General features: G+C 56.8%; 14 protein-coding genes and 1 pseudogene. 9 read left to right on the top strand and 6 right to left on the bottom strand.

The features are described 5' to 3' along the window. The first annotated feature begins 10 nt into the window (after positions 1 to 10). From fdxH to QLG21_RS21745, 8 genes and pseudogenes are all read left to right on the top strand, one after another. The gene (fdxH, locus tag QLG21_RS21780) at positions 11 to 913 is read left to right on the top strand and encodes a formate dehydrogenase subunit beta (protein ID WP_006179127.1); all 903 of its coding nucleotides are present in this window, start codon (positions 11 to 13) and stop codon (positions 911 to 913) included. After that, complete coding sequence (gene fdoI / locus QLG21_RS21775; RefSeq protein ID WP_006179126.1) at positions 910 to 1,545, top strand: formate dehydrogenase cytochrome b556 subunit; 636 nt, start codon at positions 910 to 912, stop codon at positions 1,543 to 1,545. Before fdxH ends, fdoI begins: the two co-directional genes overlap by 4 nt. Further along, a complete protein-coding gene (gene fdhE / locus QLG21_RS21770; protein WP_137903757.1) occupies positions 1,542 to 2,471 on the top strand; it encodes a formate dehydrogenase accessory protein FdhE in 930 nt (309 codons plus the stop codon). Before fdoI ends, fdhE begins: the two co-directional genes overlap by 4 nt. Before the next feature lie 174 nt (positions 2,472 to 2,645). Next, positions 2,646 to 4,331, top strand: a pseudogene (locus tag QLG21_RS21765) (ShlB/FhaC/HecB family hemolysin secretion/activation protein). Between the two features lie 2 nt (positions 4,332 to 4,333). Next, positions 4,334 to 4,846 (top strand): toxin-activating lysine-acyltransferase, encoded by a 513-nt coding sequence (locus tag QLG21_RS21760; protein ID WP_282485212.1) that lies wholly within the window; start codon positions 4,334 to 4,336, stop codon positions 4,844 to 4,846. 18 nt (positions 4,847 to 4,864) lie between these two features. Beyond that, the gene (locus QLG21_RS21755) at positions 4,865 to 13,675 is read left to right on the top strand and encodes a hemagglutinin repeat-containing protein (RefSeq protein WP_282485211.1); all 8,811 of its coding nucleotides are present in this window, start codon (positions 4,865 to 4,867) and stop codon (positions 13,673 to 13,675) included. 2 nt (positions 13,676 to 13,677) lie between these two features. Next, complete coding sequence (locus QLG21_RS21750; RefSeq protein ID WP_282485210.1) at positions 13,678 to 14,220, top strand: immunity 42 family protein; 543 nt, start codon at positions 13,678 to 13,680, stop codon at positions 14,218 to 14,220. Between the two features lie 828 nt (positions 14,221 to 15,048). Continuing rightward, positions 15,049 to 15,609: an Ail/Lom family outer membrane beta-barrel protein gene (locus tag QLG21_RS21745; protein WP_282485209.1), complete on the top strand. Its 561-nt coding sequence runs from the start codon at positions 15,049 to 15,051 to the stop codon at positions 15,607 to 15,609. A gap of 48 nt (positions 15,610 to 15,657) precedes the next feature. Here QLG21_RS21745 and fabY read toward each other — a convergent pair whose 3' ends face one another. The 6 genes from fabY to QLG21_RS21715 all read right to left on the bottom strand — a co-directional run bounded on the left by fabY (position 15,658) and on the right by QLG21_RS21715 (position 20,394). Continuing rightward, positions 15,658 to 16,599: a fatty acid biosynthesis protein FabY gene (gene fabY / locus QLG21_RS21740; protein ID WP_042322650.1), complete on the bottom strand. Its 942-nt coding sequence runs from the start codon at positions 16,597 to 16,599 to the stop codon at positions 15,658 to 15,660. A 44-nt stretch (positions 16,600 to 16,643) separates the two neighbouring features. Further along, positions 16,644 to 17,081 (bottom strand): D-aminoacyl-tRNA deacylase, encoded by a 438-nt coding sequence (dtd, locus tag QLG21_RS21735; RefSeq protein ID WP_006179121.1) that lies wholly within the window; start codon positions 17,079 to 17,081, stop codon positions 16,644 to 16,646. Further along, entirely contained in the window at positions 17,078 to 17,959 is an 882-nt protein-coding gene (locus tag QLG21_RS21730) for a virulence factor BrkB family protein (RefSeq protein ID WP_006179120.1), read from the bottom strand. The genes dtd and QLG21_RS21730 overlap by 4 nt, the downstream gene beginning before the upstream one ends. Then, positions 17,953 to 18,552: a glucose-1-phosphatase gene (gene yihX / locus QLG21_RS21725; protein WP_042322647.1), complete on the bottom strand. Its 600-nt coding sequence runs from the start codon at positions 18,550 to 18,552 to the stop codon at positions 17,953 to 17,955. The genes QLG21_RS21730 and yihX overlap by 7 nt, the downstream gene beginning before the upstream one ends. Before the next feature lie 119 nt (positions 18,553 to 18,671). Then, positions 18,672 to 19,463, bottom strand: a complete 792-nt coding sequence (locus QLG21_RS21720) for a DeoR/GlpR family DNA-binding transcription regulator (RefSeq protein WP_282485208.1) — start codon at positions 19,461 to 19,463, stop codon at positions 18,672 to 18,674. 34 nt (positions 19,464 to 19,497) lie between these two features. Further along, positions 19,498 to 20,394 carry a sugar kinase gene (locus tag QLG21_RS21715; protein ID WP_137903748.1) on the bottom strand — a complete coding sequence of 299 codons (897 nt, stop codon included), beginning with the start codon at positions 20,392 to 20,394 and terminating at the stop codon, positions 19,498 to 19,500. A 154-nt stretch (positions 20,395 to 20,548) separates the two neighbouring features. Between QLG21_RS21715 and yihU the strand changes: the two genes are divergently transcribed. Further along, positions 20,549 to 21,439 carry a sulfolactaldehyde 3-reductase gene (gene yihU, locus QLG21_RS21710; protein WP_137903747.1) on the top strand — a complete coding sequence of 297 codons (891 nt, stop codon included), beginning with the start codon at positions 20,549 to 20,551 and terminating at the stop codon, positions 21,437 to 21,439. The last annotated feature ends 9 nt before the right edge of the window (positions 21,440 to 21,448 follow it).

Here is a 21,448-nt window from a genome sequence, read left to right as displayed (position 1 = left end):
GAGACGACCTATGGCTTATCAATCTCAAGACATTATCCGTCGTTCCGCGACTAACAGTTTCACGCCCGCGCCTCAGGCGCGGGACCACCAGCAGGAAGTAGCGAAGCTTATCGACGTGACCACCTGTATCGGCTGTAAAGCCTGTCAGGTGGCCTGTTCCGAGTGGAACGACATCCGTGACGAAGTGGGTCACAACGTCGGGGTGTACGATAACCCGGCGGATCTGACCGCCAAGTCCTGGACGGTGATGCGTTTCTCTGAAGTGGAGCAGAACGACAAGCTGGAATGGCTGATCCGCAAAGACGGCTGTATGCACTGCGCGGACCCGGGCTGCCTGAAGGCGTGCCCGTCGGAAGGGGCGATCATTCAGTATGCTAACGGCATCGTCGACTTCCAGTCCGAGCAGTGTATTGGCTGCGGCTACTGCATTGCGGGCTGTCCGTTCGACGTGCCGCGTCTGAACCCGGAAGACAACCGCGTCTATAAATGTACGCTGTGCGTTGACCGCGTGAACGTCGGCCAGGAACCGGCATGCGTGAAGACCTGCCCGACCGGTGCAATCCACTTTGGCTCCAAAGAGGATATGAAAACACTGGCGGCAGAACGCGTGGGCGAGCTGAAAACCCGTGGTTACGATAACGCAGGCCTGTACGATCCGTCCGGAGTGGGTGGGACGCACGTCATGTACGTACTGCACCACGCCGACAAGCCGAATCTGTATCACGGCCTGCCGGAGAATCCGGAAATCAGCGCTACCGTGAAGTTCTGGAAAGGCATCTGGAAACCGCTGGCAGCGGTCGGTTTTGCTGCTACCTTCGCCGCGAGCATCTTCCACTATGTCGGTGTCGGTCCGAACCGTGCGGAAGAGGAAGACGATAACCTGCATGAAGAGAAAGACGAGGTGCGCAAATGAAAAGACGTGACACCATCGTGCGCTATACCGCGCCGGAACGCATCAACCACTGGGTCACCGCCTTCTGCTTCATGCTGGCGGCGATAAGCGGGCTGGGATTCTTCTTCCCGTCCTTCAACTGGCTGATGCAGATCATGGGGACACCGCAGCTGGCGCGTATACTGCACCCGTTTGTTGGCGTCATCATGTTCGCGTCGTTCATCATCATGTTTTTCCGATACTGGCACCATAATCTAATCAATCGGGATGATATCTTTTGGGCGAAGAATATTCGTAAGATCGTCGTCAACGAGGAAGTGGGTGACACCGGGCGTTATAACTTCGGCCAGAAATGCGTATTCTGGGCGGCGATTATCTTCCTGGTCCTGTTGCTGGTCAGCGGCGTGATCATCTGGCGTCCGTATTTTGCGCCTGCTTTCTCAATCCCGGTGATCCGATTCGCGCTGATGTTGCATTCATTTGCCGCAGTGGCGTTAATTGTGGTTATCATGGTGCATATTTACGCCGCCCTTTGGGTTAAAGGCACCATTACCGCGATGGTGGAAGGATGGGTTACAAAGACGTGGGCGAAGAAACATCACCCGCGCTGGTACCGTGAAGTCCGCCAGAAACAGGAAAAGTCATCTGAATGAGTATTCGCATAATCCCGCAAGATGAGCTGGGTTCGAGCGAGAAACGCACGGCGGATTACATTCCGCCGTTGTTATTCCCCAGACTCAAGAACCTCTATAACCGCCGCGCAGAGCGTCTGCGCGAGCTGGCAGAGAATAACCCGCTGGGCGATTTTCTGCGTTTTGCCGCGCTCATCGCGCACGCGCAGGAAGTGGTGCTGTACGACCACCCGCTGCAAATCGACCTGACCGCGCGCATTAAAGAAGCCAATGCGCAGGGCAAACCGCCGCTGGATATTCACGTGCTGCCGCGTGATAAACACTGGCACAGGCTGCTGCATTCGCTGATTGCCGAGCTGAAGCCGGAGATGAGCGGCACCGCGCTGGCGGTGATTGAAAACCTGGAAAAAGCCTCTGACATGGAGCTGGAAGAGATGGCGAGCGCGCTGTTTGCTTCCGACTTCTCGCAGGTCAGCAGCGACAAAGCGCCGTTTATCTGGGCTGCGCTGTCGCTCTACTGGGCACAAATGGCAAGCCTGATCCCAGGCAAAGCCCGCGCCGAATACGGCGAAGCGCGTCAGTTCTGCCCGGTGTGCGGCTCAATGCCGGTCACCAGCATGGTGCAGATCGGTACCACCCAGGGGCTGCGCTACCTGCATTGCAACCTGTGTGAAACCGAGTGGCACGTGGTACGCATCAAATGCAGCAACTGCGAGCAGACCCGCGATCTCAACTACTGGTCGCTGGAAAATGAAGACGCGGCGGTGAAAGCCGAAAGCTGCGGCGACTGCGGGACGTACCTGAAGATTCTGTATCAGGAAAAAGACCCGAAAGTCGAAGCCGTGGCGGACGATCTCGCCTCGCTGATCCTGGACGCCAAAATGGAGCAGGAGGGCTTTGCCCGTAGCTCTATCAACCCGTTCCTGTTCCCGGGCGAAGGGGAGTAATCTCCTGTAGTGGCTCGTACTTTTGCGAGCCACGTTCCGTTTCCGCACTAATTCCCAGCCATTTCGCTCCATTTTCGGATTTCGTTTACCCCTCCTTACGTAGATAAATCGACCTTTCTTCGCCACTATTCCCGCCTTAACAAAACATGACAAACTGCAAGGGAATATGTCGAAATGGAATTTCGATTCTTAGCGCCCCTCACGCGCTTTTCGTTTAGCTGCGTTTTTCTCTGCCTCTCTTCCGCCGCCGCCGCCGCACCGGGCGACGAGCAATTTATCCTGCAACAGCATCGTCAACAGGCGCTGGAAACCCAGCTGACGCCACAAACACCCGACGTTCGTCTGCAAACCTCTGCGAAACGTGACGATAGCGGGGAGTTCGCCGCCGAAACGCCCTGCTTTACGATCCATGATGTCACGTTGGCTGGACATGACACGCTCCCGCACTGGGTGCCGCTACAGCGCATTGCCAATCAGGCCGTGGGTAAATGCCTGGGCGCACAGGGTATTAACCACGTCATGAGCCTGCTGCAAAACCGGCTTATCGCCCATGGCTGGACGACAGCACGCGTGCTGGCACCCGCGCAGGATGTAAAAAGCGGGCATTTAGCGCTGACCGTCATCCCAGGGAAAATCCGCCACGTCTCATTAACCGACAACAGCAGCCGCTGGCTGTGGCTTTACAGCGCCTTTCCGGCGCATGACGGTAATCTGCTGGATTAACGGGATATCGAACAGGGGCTGGAGAACCTCCAGCGTCTGCCCACCGTTCAGGTCGAGATGGATATCGTTCCGGCGGAACAGCCGGGCGAGAGTGATATTGTGATCACCCGCCAGCAGAGCAAGTTCTGGCGGCTGGGTCTGTCGCTTGATGATTCAGGCACCTCATCAACGGGCCGCTATCAGGGTGGGCTAACGCTCTCGCTGGATAACCCGCTGGCGCTGAGCGATCTCTTCTGGTTTTCCATTAATCATGACCTCCAGACCGGGCCGGAAAAAGGCAACCAGAACCTTAGCGCCCACTGGTCTGTCCCCGTGGGCTGGTGGGCATTTTCAGTCACAGGCAGCGATTACCACTATCACCAGACCGTGGCGGGGCTAAACGGCGATATTCGTTACAGCGGTAAAAGCCAGAGTCTGGTGGCGCAGGCCAGCCGCGTTCTGCACCGCAGCAGCGCGCAGAAAACCACGTTCACCTGGGACGTAGAGAGCCGGACAACGCAGAACTACATCAATGACACCGAGGTTGAGGTTCAGCGCCGTCACGTATCCTCCTGGAAGGCCGGGCTTCAGCATCGTCACTACATTGGCCCTGCCACGCTTGATGCGGGTATCAGCTATCAGCGCGGCACGCGGTGGTTTGGCGCTCAGCCCGCCCCCGAGGAGGTGTTCGAAGAAGCCACGGCGCTAAGCCGCATTCTTCGCACCGATGCACGCCTGAGCCTGCCGTTTGAACTGAGTACACAGCACTTCCGCTACGACGTGGCCTGGCAGCGTCAGACCAGCAACACGCCGCTCACCTCACAGGATCAGTTCTCCATTGGCGGGCGCTGGACGGTGCGCGGCTTTGACGGCGAACGCACGCTTAACGCCGATCGCGGCTGGCTGGTGCGCAACGATCTCTCCTGGCAGACCCCGCTTGCGGGAAGTGAATTTTATCTGGCTGCCGACTACGGCGAGGTTGCAGGCAAGGGAACAGAGTACCTCACGGGCAATCATCTGGCCGGTGGCGCAGCCGGCCTGCGCGGTGCGCTCTGGAAGGTGGGATACGACGCCTTCGCCGGCGTGCCGTTCTCCCGTCCTGACGGCTTTAAAACCAGCCCGGCGACCTTCGGCTTCAACCTGAATATGGATTTTTAACCATGCGCTATGGCGATTTGACGGTTCATTGTCCGCTGCTCCACGCCGTGACGCTGAATGAAGCAGAAGTGCTTGGCGCGTCGGTCTGGCTCTGGATGCATTCACTCAACCACCGTGACGCGCCGCTGCACGTCCTGCCCGTGGTACTGCTGCCCATCATTAAACGCCAGCAGTACGTGCTGGTCGAGGAGAAAGGCCGCCCGGTCTTTTTCCTGAGCTGGGCATGGATGAGCGAAGAAGCCGAACACCGCTATCTCACCCAATCGCCGGTTGTTCTCCCGGAAGAGGACTGGTGTAACGGCGATCGGATGTGGTTTCGCGATTTTATCGCGCCGTTTGGCCACGCAGAAGCCATGTTCCACCTTCTGCGCGAGGAGATTTTCCCCCATCAAATTGCCCGCGGACTCTGGCACCGGGGCGCGGAGAAAGGCCGTCGCATCAACACGTTTTATGGCAAACGGGTCACGCGCGATGCGCTGCTGAACTGGAAAAAGATGCATCTCCTGCACGGATAAAAATAAAAGGATTTCACCATGAACAAACGTTTGTATCGCATCGTCTTTAATAAAGCCCGCGGCATGCTGATGGTCGTCTCTGAGCTTGCCCGGAGCTGTTCGGGCAGCGCATCCTCCTGCGGCATCGGGCGGAGCCTTCAGCGCCTAGTCTGCCGCGTGGGTACCCTCAGCCTTGCTCTGTGGCTGGCCTCTGGTGCGATAACGGTGCAGGCTGCCGGGATTGTGGCGGACGCCTCCGCCCCCGGTAAACAACAACCCACCGTCATCAGCACCGCTAACGGCACGACGCAGGTGAATATCCAGACCCCATCGGCAGGGGGTGTATCCCGCAACACCTTCAGCCGGTTTGACGTCGGCCAGGATGGGGCCATTCTGAACAACTCCCATAAAAACACGTCAACCCAGCTCGGCGGGATGGTGACCGCCAACCCGTGGCTGGCGAAAGGCGAGGCTAAAGTCATCCTCAACGAGGTGAACGCGCGCAACCCGAGCCAGCTCAACGGCTACATTGAGGTGGCTGGACAGAAGGCTGACGTGGTGATCGCCAGCCCGTCGGGCATCACCTGCAACGGCTGCGGCTTTATTAATGCCGGACGCGCCACGCTGACGACAGGCACCGCGCAGATGCAGGATGGCCGGATAACCGGATATCAGGTGGAGCGCGGCGACGTTACCGTGAACGGAAACGGGCTGGACTCCACCGGCCAGGAGCACACCGATATCATCGCCCGGGCGGTACAGGTGAATGCCGCCATTCACGCCCAGGATTTACGCGTCACCACCGGACGCAACGCGGTGGATGCGGCCCACGAACAGGTCACAGCCCTCGCCGGTAACGACGCAGCGAAACCCGTGCTGGCGCTGGATGTCTCACAGGTCGGCGGCATGTACGCCGGGAAAATCCGCCTGCTGGGAACGGAGAAAGGCGTCGGGGTGCGCAATGCAGGCAGTATCGGTGCACAAGCCGGGACAGTCACCCTCTCCGCCGACGGACGTATTGAAAACAGCGGTGCCGTCTGGGCTTCCACGGATACGACGCTTTCCAGCACGGCCTCCGTGCAAAACAGCGGTTCGATTGCTGCTGAACATAACGTCAACCTGACCGGTACGGACATCGCCAGCACCGGAACGCTGGCATCCGGGGTGCAACCAGACGGCAGAACGGGCAGCAGCGGTGACCTGACGCTAAGCGCCAGCGGCAAGCTGGAGATGCACGGCGTGAATGCAGCGGGAGGTAATATCACAGCAACAGGCCGGGGGCTGGATGCATCAGGCAGCGTGACGCAGGGTAACACCATCACCCTTAACGCCGGACAAGGCGATCTCAGCACCCACAGCGCGCAGATCGTTGCCCGGGACACGCTTCGCGCGACGACCGCAGGCACACTCAACAACAAGGGTGGCCTGCTCGCAGCCGATCAACTCACGCTCACCGCTAAACGCCTGCAAAACCAGAAAGGTCAGATTAGCCAGAGCGGCACACGTGAACTGACGCTGAACCATCAGGACGGTATTGATAACCGCGAAGGCAGCATTGCCGCCAACGCCACGGTGACTGTCAACGCCGCATCGCTGGATAACCGCCAGGGCCAGATTATCGCCGCTGATACCGGCACGTTGACGATAAAAACGGCGGGCCTGACGGATAACCGTGAGGGCGAACTGGCTGCGGCAGGCAGCATCAGCGTGGCCGCCGATGGGCTGGACAATAGTGGGGGCTTTATCAGCGCTGAAAAAGGCCGCATCGGGCTGACCAGCAGCAAAGCGCTGACTAACCTCGGTGGGACCATCGCCTCCCATGAGGCATTGACGCTCGACAGCATCGGTTTGAATAACGACGAAGGTTTGATTCAGTCCGGCGCGGACATGTTCGTCGACACCCACGGCTCCAGCATTTCAAACAAAGATAACCTGACGACGGGCGGCATCGTCAGCTTTGGCACACTGCATGTAAACGCTGGTAGCATTAACAACCAGCACGGCATGCTTGCCGGGGCGAAAGAGACTGCCATTTGGGCCAAAGACGTAGATAACCGCGACGGTACGCTGGCCTCTGATTCTATCCTGCAACTGAATGTGCACGCCGTTGACAACCAGCGCGGTACGCTCAGCGCGGGCAACAACCTGTCGCTGGCGCTGGTTGATAACCTGGATAACCGCGACGGTACCCTTAGCGCGACTGGCTCGCTGAATATTCATGCAGGGTCGCTGGATAACACCCAAGGCACTCTGGTATCCGGTAAAGATGCGCGTATAGACACGGCCCGGATAACCAACCAGAGAGGGATGATTGCCGCCCAGCGCGATCTCGCCATCACCGGGCAACGTCTGAATAACGACAGCGGCGGGCTGGTACAGAGCGGGGGCAATATTACCCTGGCCATTGAACATATCAGCAACCGCGACAGCGGCGATGCGGGCGGCATCGTGAGCCAGGGAAACCTGACGATGACGACGACCGATCTGCAAAATGATGCAGGCGTACTGCTCGCCGAAAAACAGGCCACACTGGACGCCACACGCTTTAGCAATATCGCCGGAACGCTGTTTGCCCTGGATACGCTAACGCTCGCCACACACAGCGATACCGATAACCGTCAGGGGATCATTCAGGGGAGCGGGATTGTCCTGGATACACATGGCTATCAGCTGGATAACCGCGAGGGAACACTCTACAGTCTGGCGGCTATGCAGCTGGCGACCGCCGGGTTGAACAACCAGGCCGGTACGCTGGGGGCAAAGGGTGATTTTACGCTGCGGGCAACCTCGCTGGATAACCGTTCCGGCGGGCGTCTGGTTGGTGAGCAGGAGATTGCCCTCACCCTCGATCGTCTTGATAACCAGGACGGGCAGATCCAGTCTTTAAGCAACCTGGTGGTGAACGCCGTATCGGGCGCAATCGACAACACGCTGGGCCTGATACGCAGTGGCGCAACGGTGACGCTGAACGCCGCCTCTCTGATCAACAGCAATACTCAGACCGAAGAAAAGGGCATTGAAGGGCTGGATGTGACTATCAACAGCCAGCAGTTTGATAATGCTCAGGGAACGGCGCTGGCAGGCAATACGTTAACCATCGCCAGTGCCGAAACCCTGGATAACACCGAGGGTGAGCTGTCCGCCGCTGGCGCACTGTCGCTGAGTGGGGCAGCCATGCACCTCATCAACACCGTCGGCGTGGTCATCGGTGGTGAAAACACGGATATCGACGCACACGACATCACCGGTGACGGCCAGCTGCTGTCCCTTGGCGACATGACCCTTCGCACACGCCAGGCCTTCAACAATACGGGTGATGTCATTGCCAACGGCAGCATGACCTTTACCACCCCAGGCCGCGTGACCAACTCCGGTAACCTGCTGGCTGGTACAACACTCGACTTTTCTGCCGGAAGCCTCATCAACACGATCTCCGGTGAAATAGCTGCGGGTGCGACCTGGCTGTCGGTTGCCGGTTCGCTCGACAACAATGGTCTTATCGATGGTAGCCAGACGTGGCTGCGTGCCGGAACCATAACGAACGCGGGTACTGGCCGCATTTACGGTGACCATCTTTCACTTCAGGCGACAACGCTGAATAACCTGGCTCAGGGCGGAAAAGCGGCGACCATCGCCGGGCGTCAGCGCGTGGATATTGGCGCTAACACCATTAACAACCGCGATCATGCGCTGATCTACAGCGACGGTGCGCTGGCTATCGGCGGACAGGCCGATGCCAGTGGCTTTGCCACCGGTCAGGCAAAGACGCTGAACAACCACAGCGCGACCATTGAATCCGCAGGTGATATGGCGCTGTCCGTCGGCCAGATCAACAACGTCAACGATCGCTTCAGCACCGAAGTGGCGTTGATCTCCACGGAAGAGATACACGAGTATCAGCACAAGGGATCGCCTGACCGCTGGGATGCCGATGCCGAAGGGGTGTTTGTCGATCATAACTCTGCCGACAGCCTGCTGAACCTCAATACCCCGGACGATACCGGGGCCAACAATGATAACTTTTACGAGTACAACTACACCCGCACCATCGAAGAAGAGATCATTGCCGAGAGTGACCCGGGCAAAATCCTTTCCGGTGGGAACATGCTGATCGCGGCGGACCAGGTACTGAACGATAAAAGCCAGATTGTGGCGGGAGGAACGCTCGGTATCTTCGCCGATTCGGTAGATAACGTGATGCCGGAAGGCAGCCGCTGGATCACCGATGCAGGCTCGGTGACGCACTACAGCCGCAAATCTAAAAAGGGCGGCGACTCTCAGGGCAAGAGCACCTCAGACTATGTGCCGCCAGTGGTGATCCAGTCCATCTCCCTGAATCCCGGACGCATGGAGGGCAACAGCCAGGCTGAGGGCAGCGATATTACCCTCTCCCCTGCCACCGCACGCGGAACGGACGCCACGCTCAATGAGGCGGGCAGCCTGACGGTTAGCGTGGAGACCCGCTCACCCGGACAGGATACCTCGTCCCCTGAACTGCCTGCCGGAATGACCCCAGGCAAATGGATCGAAACGCCCGCCAGCGATGCGCAGGACGTGGTAATCCGTGCGGCAGGGCCAGACACCCGCCTGCCGGACAGCAGCCTGTTTAATACGTTACCGGACCCGAACGCGCATTATCTGATCGAAACCGACCCACGCTTCACCAACGACAAAACATGGCTCGGCAGTGATTACATGCAGAATGCGTTCACGATGGATCCCAACAACGTGCACAAGCGGCTTGGCGACGGCTATTACGAGCAGCGACTGGTGCGCGAGCAGATCATCGCCCTCACTGGCGGGCGTTATCTGGGTGACTACCGTGATGATGAGACCCAGTTCAGGGCACTGATGGATGCGGGTATTGCTTTCGGGCAAGCGCATCAGCTGATTCCTGGCGTGGCACTCACCGCTGAACAGATGAGCCTGCTGACAGAGGACATGGTCTGGCTGGTCAACACCCGGGTGCAGCTTGCAGACGGAAGCTGGCAAACGGTCACGGTGCCGCAGGTATATGTTCGCGTACAGCCTGGCGACATTGACGGCAGCGGCGCACTGATGGGCGGCCAAAATCTGGTGATGAACCTGAACCGCGACCTGGTCAACAGCGGCACCCTTCATGGGCGCGAAGCGGTCCAGCTTAGCGCCGACAACATCACCAACAAGGCCGGGTCGATTCAGGGGGCAGACGTCAGCCTGCTCGCCCGCACGGACATCAGCAACATTGGCGGCACGATTTCCGGCAACCATTCCGTTCTGGCCTCTGCCGGACGGGACATCAACATCACCACCACCACCCGTAGTGCAGAGAGCACCGCCGGGGAAAACAGCTTTGAACGCACCACCGTTGAGCGTGTGGCGGGGATATACGTTCAGGGCGATGACGGTAAGCTGGTGTTGAACGCCGGGCGCGATCTCAGCCTGACCGGTGCGCAGGTGGTGAACAGCGGCAGTGACAGTCAGTCGGTGCTCAACGCCGGGCGGGATCTAAACCTGTCGACCGTCACCACCTCGGCCAGCGATAACCTGACCTGGGATAAAGACAACTGGCTGAAGCAATCCGTCACGCAGCAGGTGGGAAGCGAGGTCGCTGGCGGGGGCGATGTTCTGATGATGGCCGGACGCGACGTGAACGTACAGGCGGCCTCCGTCGACGCGGGCGATCGCCTCACCGTGAGTGCCGGGCATGATCTTTCCATCACGGCCGCGACTGACAGCAGTGAATTTGAGTCGCACCATAAATCCAGCGGCAGCAGCGGCGCACTGTCGAAAAAGACCGTGACGACCCACGATGTAGTTAACCGCGAGACCGCACAGGGCGCCCTGTTCAGCGGCGACACCGTCACCCTGCAGGCGGGTAATAATCTGCTTGTTCAGGGCAGTGATATCGTTGGCGATAATGATGTCCGGTTGGCCGCGGGCAACAACCTGACCCTGACCACGGCGGAAGAGCACAGTCAGGAGAGCCATCAGCGGCAGGAGAAAAAATCGGGCCTGTCCGGCACGGGCGGCATCGGTTTCAGCTACGGTAGCCAGAGCCTGAAGGTCACCGATACCGCGCAGGACACCACCCTGCGCGGAAGCACCGTCGGCTCTGTTGACGGCAACGTCACCCTGAGCGCAGGCAGTGATCTGAACGTCCACGGCACCGACCTGATTGCCGGGCACGACATGACGCTGGCTGGCAAAAACGTCAGCATCACCGCCGCCACGGAGAGCGGCACGCAGACCCACACCGTGGAGCAGAAATCCTCCGGCCTGACGCTTGCGCTGTCCGGCGCGGCGGGCGGTGCGCTCGACAGCAGCGTCCACACCCTGAAGCAGGCCGGTGAGACCGATAACGACCGGCTGGCCGCACTGCAGGCTGTGAAAGGCGCGCTGACCCTCGGACAGGGCGCGCAGTCCGTCCTGCTCGACCAGGCCACCGGCAACCAGAAAGGCAATGACAACACCGTCGGCATCAGCCTCTCTTACGGCAGCCAGTCGTCAACATCCACCCAGACCAGCACGCAGACCACGGCGAAAGGCAGCAGCCTCACCGCCGGGAATAACCTCACGGTGGTGGCGACGGACGGCGACGTGCTTGTCCACGGCAGCCAGCTTGACGCGAAAAACGACCTGCTGCTGCAGGCAAGCCAGGACGTGAACCTGATATCGGCGCTGAACACCGCCGGGCTGGACGGCAAAAACGAAAGCCACGGCGGCAGCGCGGGCGTCGGTATCGGCACTGGCTCCGGCGGCTGGGGTATCACCGCCTCTGCCAGCGTGAACGGCGGCAAAGGCAAGGAGAGCGGGAACGGCACCACCCACACCGAAACCACCGTGAAGGCCGGGGAGACGCTCAGCATCGTCAGCGGGCGTGACGCCACGCTCGCCGGGGCACAGGTCAGCGGCAATACCGTTGTGGCAGACATCGGCCGCAACCTGACCCTTGCCAGCGAGCAGGACACCGACCGCTACGACAGCACACAACAGAACGCCAGCGCCGGGGGCAGCTTCACGTTCGGCTCCATGAGCGGCTCCGCCAGTGTTAATTACAGCCGGGATAAAATGTCCAGTGACTATGCCTCCGTGAAGGAGCAGACCGGCATCTTTGCAGGCAACGGCGGGTTCGATATCTCCGTGGGCAGCCACACGCAGCTCGACGGCGCGATTATCGCCTCCACCGCCACCGCGGATAAAAACCGCCTCGACACCGGGACGCTCGGCTGGCGCGAAATCCACAACACCGCTGAATACGACGTGGAGCACCAGAGCGCGGGCATCAGTTCCGGAGGCAGCCTTCCCGGACAGTTCGCGGGGAATATGGCGAGTAACCTGCTGGTCGGGGCGGACAGCAGCGACAGCGCGGAGGGCACGACGCGCGCGGCCATTGAAAGCGGCACGCTGGTGGTTCGCGACAAGGCGCGTCAGGCGCAGGACGTGGCGGACCTGAGCCGCGATACGGCTAATGCAAACAGCAGCATCGACACCATCTTCGACAGGGAGAAAGAGCAGCGCAGGATGGAGGAAGCACAGCTTGTCGGGGATATCGGCAGCCAGGTGGCGGATATTGCCCGGACGCAGGGTGAGCTGAACGCGCTGGAGGAGGCGCGCAGGGTGCATCCTGAGATGACCGCCGGGCAGCTGAAAGAAACCCAGGCCTACCGGGACGCGCAGGCAGAATACGGCACGGGCAGCGGCATGCAGCGCGCCATTCAGGCAGCCACCGCCGCCGCTCAGGGGCTGTCGGGAGGTGACATCAGTGCCGCACTGGCCGGGGCAGCCGCACCGTACGTGGCGGAAATTATCGGGCACCGTTCCGGGCTGGACGAAACGATGGAAAAAGCCGCTGCCCACGCAGTGGCGAATGCCGTGCTGGCGGCGATGCAGGGGAAAGACACGCTTGCGGGTACGGCGGGCGCCGCCGCCGGGGAGCTGGCAGGCAGTATTGCGCTGGAGATGTACGGCAAGGATGTTACTGCGTTGAGCGAAAGTGAAAAGCAGACCATCAGCGCCCTGGCAACCCTGGCCGCAGGGATTGCGGGTGGTGTCGCGGGAGACGGCACGGCCAGCGCCATTGACGGGGCTCAGGCCGGGAAGACGGTGGTTGAGAATAACTATCTGAACAGCAAGCAAATATATGCCTGGTCAGCTGAAATGAAGTCCTGTCAGGCTAACGGCGGGGACTGTAAAAGCATTATCAAAAAGTATGAGGAACTGAGTACCTCTCAACAACAGCAGCTTATCAGTGACTGTGCGGCCAATCCAACGACCTGCCAGCAGAAATATGGTGATGTGCTGACCGACAGCCTGGCGGTGAAACAGGCAATAGATCGTGCTCTGGGAGAGGATATCCCGCTCAAGATGGTTTACAATCTGACGGCTACGTTTGCGCAGCAGATGCAGGCTGAAGGTGTTGTTGCCACTCAAAAAGTATCTGAAGCACTCCAGAAAGAATATGGTCTGGATGAAGTTCAGGCAGGTATTTTAGCAAGTACTGCGGCTTCGGCATTTGGTGGGATAAGTAAGGCCGGTAAAGGTAGTCCATTACCTACACCTACTGCGACCTCTGCAAAAAATGGCTTGAATTATCAATCCAACCCGAAACATACACCGGGACAACAAGGTTATAGCTTTAATGCTGGGACTGAACCCAAAAATTCTATAGACCTATTTGGAACATCAGTTGTAGGTGGAAAAAAACGATATGCAATTGATGCAGAAGGAAATGTTCATCAATTTACCAATACAAATGATGGAACATGGCACTGGTCTGGTAGCACAGGAGATAAAACTGTTCCGTTAAAGAAAAGCGATGTTCCAAATAGTGTTAAAAAAGAACTCGGTTTACCAGGAAAATGGAGATAAATATGATTTTTGGTGATCCATATCGTTTTGCTATTTGGACAGAATATATCCCTCAATGGGGAGAAACCATCAAAAATGGATTGTTTTATTTAGTCATAAATGGAAATTTATATCCAGGTGATGTTAGGACTTCGACGTTGCTCGCTGATCTCCGTGAGGTTATTGCTAACGATTGTGCTTTGATATCACATCCTCAAAATAAAGAGATTTTTTCTTTACCTACAGAGGATGCTTTTAATCGTTTGTTTTACTTAACCTATCCTGAGCCTACAGAAGAGGATGAGTATCCTGAACAAGTATTTGACTATTGTATTACATCATCAAACGTCAGTGCATTTGGTGGATGTTTTTTTGCCGTCGCAAACGATACATCATTGAGAATAATTGGCGGCACAATACAACACATTATTAAAGATGAAAGTGAAGAAAGAAATATATGGGAGTACATTGCTAAACCGTTGTTAGAGGACGTCACCATATCAAAGCAAGAAATAATTAAAATCATGTCCAATGTAAAAGAATATGCAGATTCTCTTCTAAGTTAAATATCCCGGCCATCTGGCCGGGCTTTTGATTTACAAAACAGCCTGTTAGAACCTTACCGCCGCGGCTTGACGATCGCCTCGATCAGTTTCGGGAACTATGAATGGACAGATATGGGAATGGGTATAAGTAAATCATTACCTTTGTCAGCAATACCTGGAATAACAGGTAATTCTATATCAACACTCTTTACAGAATCCATAGCACAAGGTGGTTCCAAAACCATGAATAATTTACAGTGGAGTACGGAAAATGAAAAATGATTTCTACCGTTGGATCACTGTATTCAGCGTCCTGATGATAATCATGAGTCTGAGCTCATTTTTTGCGCTTCTTATTAATCCTGTTATTTTTTATCTTGAAACAGGACAAGCTAATATATCCGTTATTAACACTTTATTTTTAGGTGTTAAAATGGGCTCATTTGTTAGCAGTGTAATAGTGATTGGCTTATGGATAAAATATCGATTTAACATCCACTAATATAACTATATAACCGTTCCCGGCCTTAGCCGGGATCTTTCTTTTACTGTTAACTATCCCTCTGAATTATTAGCAAATCCCCCATATCACTCTGCCAAGGAACGTCCTTCGACATTTCTGCACCTGCAATTCATTGATTGGCGTGATACTTAGCCCTTCCAGACAGCCTTCAGGATACAACTATTACTCGAACGAGTATCATCGTTCTGGGAATGCATTTGTACATTCGAAATACAACTCTAAATTTATTCCTAAATAAACCTTATTAACCCCTTGCGCTCTATTTTTATTACCACTGCTAATTTAAAATCAGCTTCCCTGATAAAAAATATAAATGGAATAAATAAGTGAATAAAATATCGCTGGCGATCCTACTGGCAACCGCAGTGGCAAGTGGTTCAACCTTTGCTAACGAACAAACCTTATCCATTGGCTATGCCCACGCTGATGTGCAAAACTTCAACAGCATGAGCGGCGTTAACCTGCAATATCGCTACGAGTTTCAATCACCGTTGAGCATTGTTGGCTCTTTCACCTATATGCAAGCTGATGGTTCCAATCAGTATTATGTGGCTAACGACTTCGTGAAAAATGAAGTCGATGTGAAATATTATTCCGTGCTTGCAGGTCCGGCATACCGTATTAACGATTATATTTCCCTGTATGCTCTGGGTGGCATCTCTTATATTAAGGCAACGGGAGAAACAACCTGGGTTGACGCTTATGTCGATTATACGGGCCATGAAAGTCTTTCTGAAAAATCGACCTCTTTTGCCTATGCTGCAGGCCTGATGATTAATCCTGTCGAAAATATTTCGATGACGCTCGGATATGAAGGAACGAAAGCCGATCTGGATGGTAATTATGCCATCAATGGATTTATTTTTGGCATCGGCTACCGCTTCTAATACAACATGAGAGTTATCTTCTAAAAAGATAACTCTCTTTCACTATCACTACTCTTCCTCGTTCCCGCCCTCTTCAAACGCGCCGTAGGGCCTGGCGGGCAGAACGATATACGTCCCTTCAAACACCGCTCCCGGGGTATCATCGCCGAAGAGCTCGACCTGCATCTGCACGCGCGCCTTGCGGCCTCGCGCCAGGCGGTCGAGATCGCCGCCGAGCGCACCCAGGTCGGCCACCGCGCCTGGCTTACCGCTGATAGGGGCGCTGTAGCGAATATGGGCATCCGCCAGGATGATGGTGCCGCCGAGATGACGCTCGCGCAGCATCAGCCAGATCAGCCCCCAGCCGGTGAGCGTCGCCAGCGAGAACAAGCTGCCGGCAAACAAGGTGTGGTGTGGGTTCTGGTTGCCGGTTTCCGGCATGGTGGTGATGAATTTTTGTCCGGTGTACTGCTGGATACGCACGCCCATCTTTTCGCTGAGCGGAATGTGCTGATACCAGGCCTGCTGCAGCTGTCCGCACCAGTCGGCACGGTGCAGAATATCGTCCAGGGTGGCGATAGGTTTGATCATCAGAAAGTGGCGGATTGGCGTGGTTTGCGGCGCGGCGATTTCGCCCTGATTAACAAAACCGAGCTTGGCGAAGAACTCCACGGCGTCTTCGCGGGCGCTACAGGTCACGCGCTTTACCCCTTCCTGACGCGCGACGGACTCCAGGGTCATCGCCATCAGCGTTCCCAGCCCCTTGTCCTGAACGGAGGGATGCACCGCCATAAACCGGATGGAGGCCTCGTTATCAGCATTGATATACAAACGTCCGACAGCGACCAGGTTGCCCTCTTCATCGACCACCATCTGATGGTGCGCCATGGCGTCCCAGGCGTCGCGTTCTGAACCTTTAGGTTGATGTAACGGCTTGCGCAGCATTTCCCAGCGGAACTGGTAGTAAACCTCTAACTCTTCTTCCGTTTGCGGTACTCGAAGGTGATACATAGGTGTACTCTCTCTTGTTAACCGCGGCCACGCCGCCAGCTGGCTCATACCTGCAGCCAGAAGGTGACGGGGCCATCGTTCACCAGCGAGACCTGCATATCTGCAGCGAATCGTCCGGTTTGCGTATGCATGTCCTGTTGGCGACAACGTTCAACAAAGTATTCATAAAGCGCTTCAGCGCGATCGGGCGCAGCGCCTCTGGAGAAGCCTGGGCGCATGCCGCGTTCGGTATCAGCTGCCAGCGTGAACTGGGAAACGACCAGCACGCTGCCACCCGCCTGCTGAACGTTCAGGTTCATCTTACCTTCGGCATCGCTGAAGATGCGGTAGCCCAGCACGCGCTCGCACAGGCGATTAGCCTTTTGTTCGTCGTCATCCTTTTCGACACCTAACAACACCAAAAGTCCCGGGCCAATTTCACCCGTCACCTCACCCTCCACGGTGACGCTGGCACGGGTTACGCGTTGAATCAATGCAATCATGGTTGGTCTGCTTCTCGTTGTTTTTCAGCCAGTGCTTCTTGTTTGAGTTCGCGGTAGACCCCGAGAGTGACAGTTATTTCGGCGCCTAGCAAGACGATACACCAGGTCCAGTAAACCCAGACAAACAAAATGGGGATCACCGCCAGCACGCCGTAAATCAGCTGGTAAGACGGGAACATCGTGATGTAAAGGGCAAAGCCTTTTTTGCCCAATTCAAAGAGCACAGCCGCCACCAGCGCTCCAACAACCGCATCGCGGTTTGGCACGCGCGTCGTGGGAACGACACTGTAAAGCAGCCAGAACGACAGCCACGATAAAATCAGCGGGAAGATGCGCAAAACGTTATCAATCACGGTGTTGAGATCGCTCGCCCAGCGCAGTGAAAGGAGATACGAACTGATGGCCAGACTGGCCCCCGCCAGCAGCGGACCCAGCGTCAAAATCATCCAGTACACGGCAAAGGAGTAAACCTTGGGGCGAACCTTTTTGCTGCGCCAGATCGCGTTAAGCGCGCTATCAATGGAGTACATCAGCAGCAGCGCCGTGACGATTAGCCCGCATGCGCCGACGGCGGTCATTTTGCTGGAGTTGGCAACGAACTGCTCGATGTAGTTCTGAATCACATCGCCCGTTGCCGGAATGAAGTTCGCAAACACGAAATGGCGAAGCTGCAGGCTGACGTCCGAAAACATGGGGAAGGCGGAAAACAGCGCAAAAATAACGGCCACCAGCGGCACGAGCGAAAGCAACGACACATAGGCGAGATTACCCGCCAGCGTGGTCATGTTGTCCTCATCAATGCGGTGCCAGAGGAGTTTCAGCCACGCACGCAGCGGACGCGTATGGTGCGTGGCTTTTTGATGAACGGTTTTTAGCATAACTGCTTCGCAAAGTAGTCCGGTATCGTCTCTTTTCCGGTCACCAGAATAGAGGTGATGCCTAGCTGGTTAGCGCCTTCTATATTATCGGCATTGTCGTCGAAAAAGACCGCATCGGCGGCAGTGAAACCTTCCGATTGGAGCACGGCCTGATAGATCCGCGCTTCCGGTTTGCGCATGCCCATCTCCTGAGACAGGTAGATTTTGTCTGCAGCCGTCTGGATCTCAGGGTATTCATCAGGCCAGAATGTGGTATGCAGGCGGTTGGTGTTCGACAGGACCACCACACGGTGCCCCTGCTCGCGCAGTTTTTGCATGATCGCGATCACTTCCGGGCGGATCGCCACAAATACCGCCTGCCAGCCGTGAGAAAACTGCTCATAGCTTAACGGCAGATCCATTTCATGGCTGAGACGCTCTGCGAACTCTTCGTCGCTGATTTCACCGCGCTCGTGCTGATGGAAAGTCTCACCCATCTTAAAATTCTGTTTTATCGTCGCCAGCGGTACACGGCTAAAATCGCTCCATGCGCCCAGCACTCGATTAAAATCGATATCGACGATTACATTTCCTAAGTCAAAGATATAAAGCATGTTTATCTCCTTTTCGCCGTGGAAAAGTAACTGTAGCGGGAAAGATAAGGTTTGGCTATGCGCCAGATTCAGCTTCGGGAAAGGCATAGCCCGACCACACCGTCGGGCCGTGATAGGAATTAACCCGGCACGTGGTCGTTAACGACCACCACCTCGACTTTGCTGGATTTGAGATAGTTTTGCAGCGTGGCACCCGGACCTTCGTCGGTGAAGAGCGCCGTCGCCTGCGCCACGTTACCGATCTCGACCGCAGCCGAGGCGTGGTACTTGGTGTGATCGGCCGCCAGCAAAATGTGTCGGGCGTGGGTCATCATCGTTTTCACCACGCTGGCCTCGTTGACATCAAACTCCATCATCGCACCGTCCTGCTCAATCGCCCCGACGCTGGTGACCAGGTAATCCGCCCGAAAGCCCGAGACGAACGCCGTGGCGGCAGCGCCGATGATGCCCCCGTTATGCGGGCGTAACGTCCCGCCCGGCACCATCACCTCAAAGCGCGGATTTTTGTAGAGAATGTGCGCCACCCGCAGGCTGTTGGTGATGATGCGCAGGTGGTTATGGTTTAACAACGCCCACGCAACGTGCTCCACCGTTGTACCAATGGTGATAAACACGGTCGACCCATCGGGAATGTAATCAGCTATGGCTTCGGCAATGGCCCGCTTCTCTTCCGTCAGGGAGACTTCGCGCTGTTCAAAGGCCGTGTTGACCACGCTTGACGCCCGCCCCGCGCCACCGTGATGACGCGTGATCAGCCCCTGCTCGCTCAGCTTACGAATATCCCGTCGTATCGTCTGCGTCGAGACATCCAGTAGCTGCGCCAGTTCATCGATGTTCATATAGCCACGTTCGGCGATAAGCGTAAGCAGCCGATCGTGACGCGGGTTACCGGTCAATTCGGTAAGGCTCATGGGTTGTCCTTTGAAAACCATCACATTGAGCATTTTATACAAAAAGTGACAAGAAAGAGCGGGTTTGATCACAGTCAGGGATCCCCGCACGTCCGCCGGGGCGGGTACACTTCAGCGCCGCGACCGCGCTGGCAAAGCGCACGGCGTCCCGTGCAGGCGCGCGCTGCGCCAGGCTGACCGCCAGCGCACCGTGAAAAACATCCCCCGCGCCCGTGGTATCCACAACGTCCACGCTGAATCCCGGCTGATGGCAAAGCTGTCCGTTCTCCAGCCAGTAGCACCCTTCACTGCCCTGCGTAACGTAGACGTGACCGTTTGTGAGCGTTTGCGCTTTATTGAGCGCCTCCTCCGTCTCCTCCCGCTGCGCTAAACGCCACAGGCCCGGTGCGGAAAAGGCCGCATGGTCGCTTAGCGCAATTAGCTCAGCAATGTCCTGCGGCGTGACATCCGCATCAAGCAGGGTTTGCACCCCCTGCTGGCGCGCAAGGGTGAACGCCTGCTTTGCGCCGTCGTGCCAGCGCACGTCCGCCAGCACTATATCCCACTGTGAAAAATCGATATCCGCAAGCCAGTCTGCGTCTGGCGGAAGGTCAGGGCTGGGGTAGTTAGCGATAATCCGCTCCCCTTTCGCATCCACCAGAACCGCCGATTGCGAAGAACGCGCCCCCTTCACTACGCGGGTAAAACGCGTCTTCACCCCCAGGGACTCCAGCTCCGCGAGCAGTCGGTTGCCGGTATCGTCATCACCCACCCGGCCAATAAAGTCCACGCTTGCCCCGAGTTTCGCTGCCGCCACCGCCGCCGTAGCCGCCGGACCACCGCCCACTTCCGTATAGTTTTGAGCGACATATTTCCCCCCTTCTTTCGGCAAATCATCGAGATACCAGATGCGATCCAGCACGGTAATGCCGACACAAACGATGCGAGTCATGGTCAATCCTTATGCGTTTTTGATGCTCTCATTTTAATTTCACCAAATGTTTAAAAAGTGACCCGTGTCAATTTTTTGACCATAAATTACAAATACGATCAAAAACAGACAACAAAAACGCGCAATACTTGACACGATGTGACAGGAGAGAGAGATGTCAGCAATCGCATTTATCGGTTTAGGGCAGATGGGCGCGCCAATGGCGAAGAATCTGCTGAAGCACGACCATTCGCTTCGCGTCTTCGACGTGAACCCGCAGGCCGTACAGGCGCTGGTGGACTGCGGCGCGCAGGCAGCAGAAACGCCTGAACAGGCAGCAAGAGGGGCCGAGTTTGTCATCACCATGCTGCCAAATGGCGACCTGGTGCGCTCGGTGCTGTTTGGCGAGCTGGGCGTGTGTGAAGGATTATCCCGCGACGCGCTGGTCATTGATATGTCCACTATTCACCCGCTGCAAACCGACGCCCTGATCGGCGAAATGGCTGAGTTAGGTTTCAGCATGATGGACGTTCCCGTCGGACGCACCTCCGACCATGCCATCGCCGGGACATTACTCCTGCTGGCGGGCGGCACAGCGCAGCAGGTTGAGCGCGCCACCCCGGTGCTGATGGCGATGGGCAACGAACTGGTCAACGCGGGCGGCCCGGGCATGGGGATCCGCGTGAAGCTTATCAACAACTACATGAGCATCGCCCTCAACGCGCTTTCCGCCGAGGCAGCCGTGCTGTGTGAAGCACTCGGCCTCTCCTTCGATGTCGCGCTGAAGGTGATGAGCGGTACGCCAGCGGGTAAAGGCCACTTCACCACCTCCTGGCCGAACAAGGTGCTGAAAGGCGATCTTACGCCCGCGTTCATGATCGACCTGGCGCATAAAGATCTGGGGATCGCCCTGGATGTCGCAAACCAGCTGCACGTCCCGATGCCGCTGGGTGCCGCCTCGCGTGAGGTCTATAACCAGGCGCGCGCCGCCGGACGCGGGCGCGAAGACTGGACGGCCATTCTTGAACAGGTTCGTACATCCGCCGGGCTGAAAAAATCACACTGACAGGAAAGG

This window comes from Enterobacter sp. V87_3 (genome assembly GCF_029967835.1).
Lineage (GTDB): Bacteria > Pseudomonadota > Gammaproteobacteria > Enterobacterales > Enterobacteriaceae > Enterobacter > Enterobacter cancerogenus.
The sequence above is the reverse complement of the archived record's forward strand: the minus strand, read 5'-3'. Positions and strand labels throughout refer to the sequence as shown.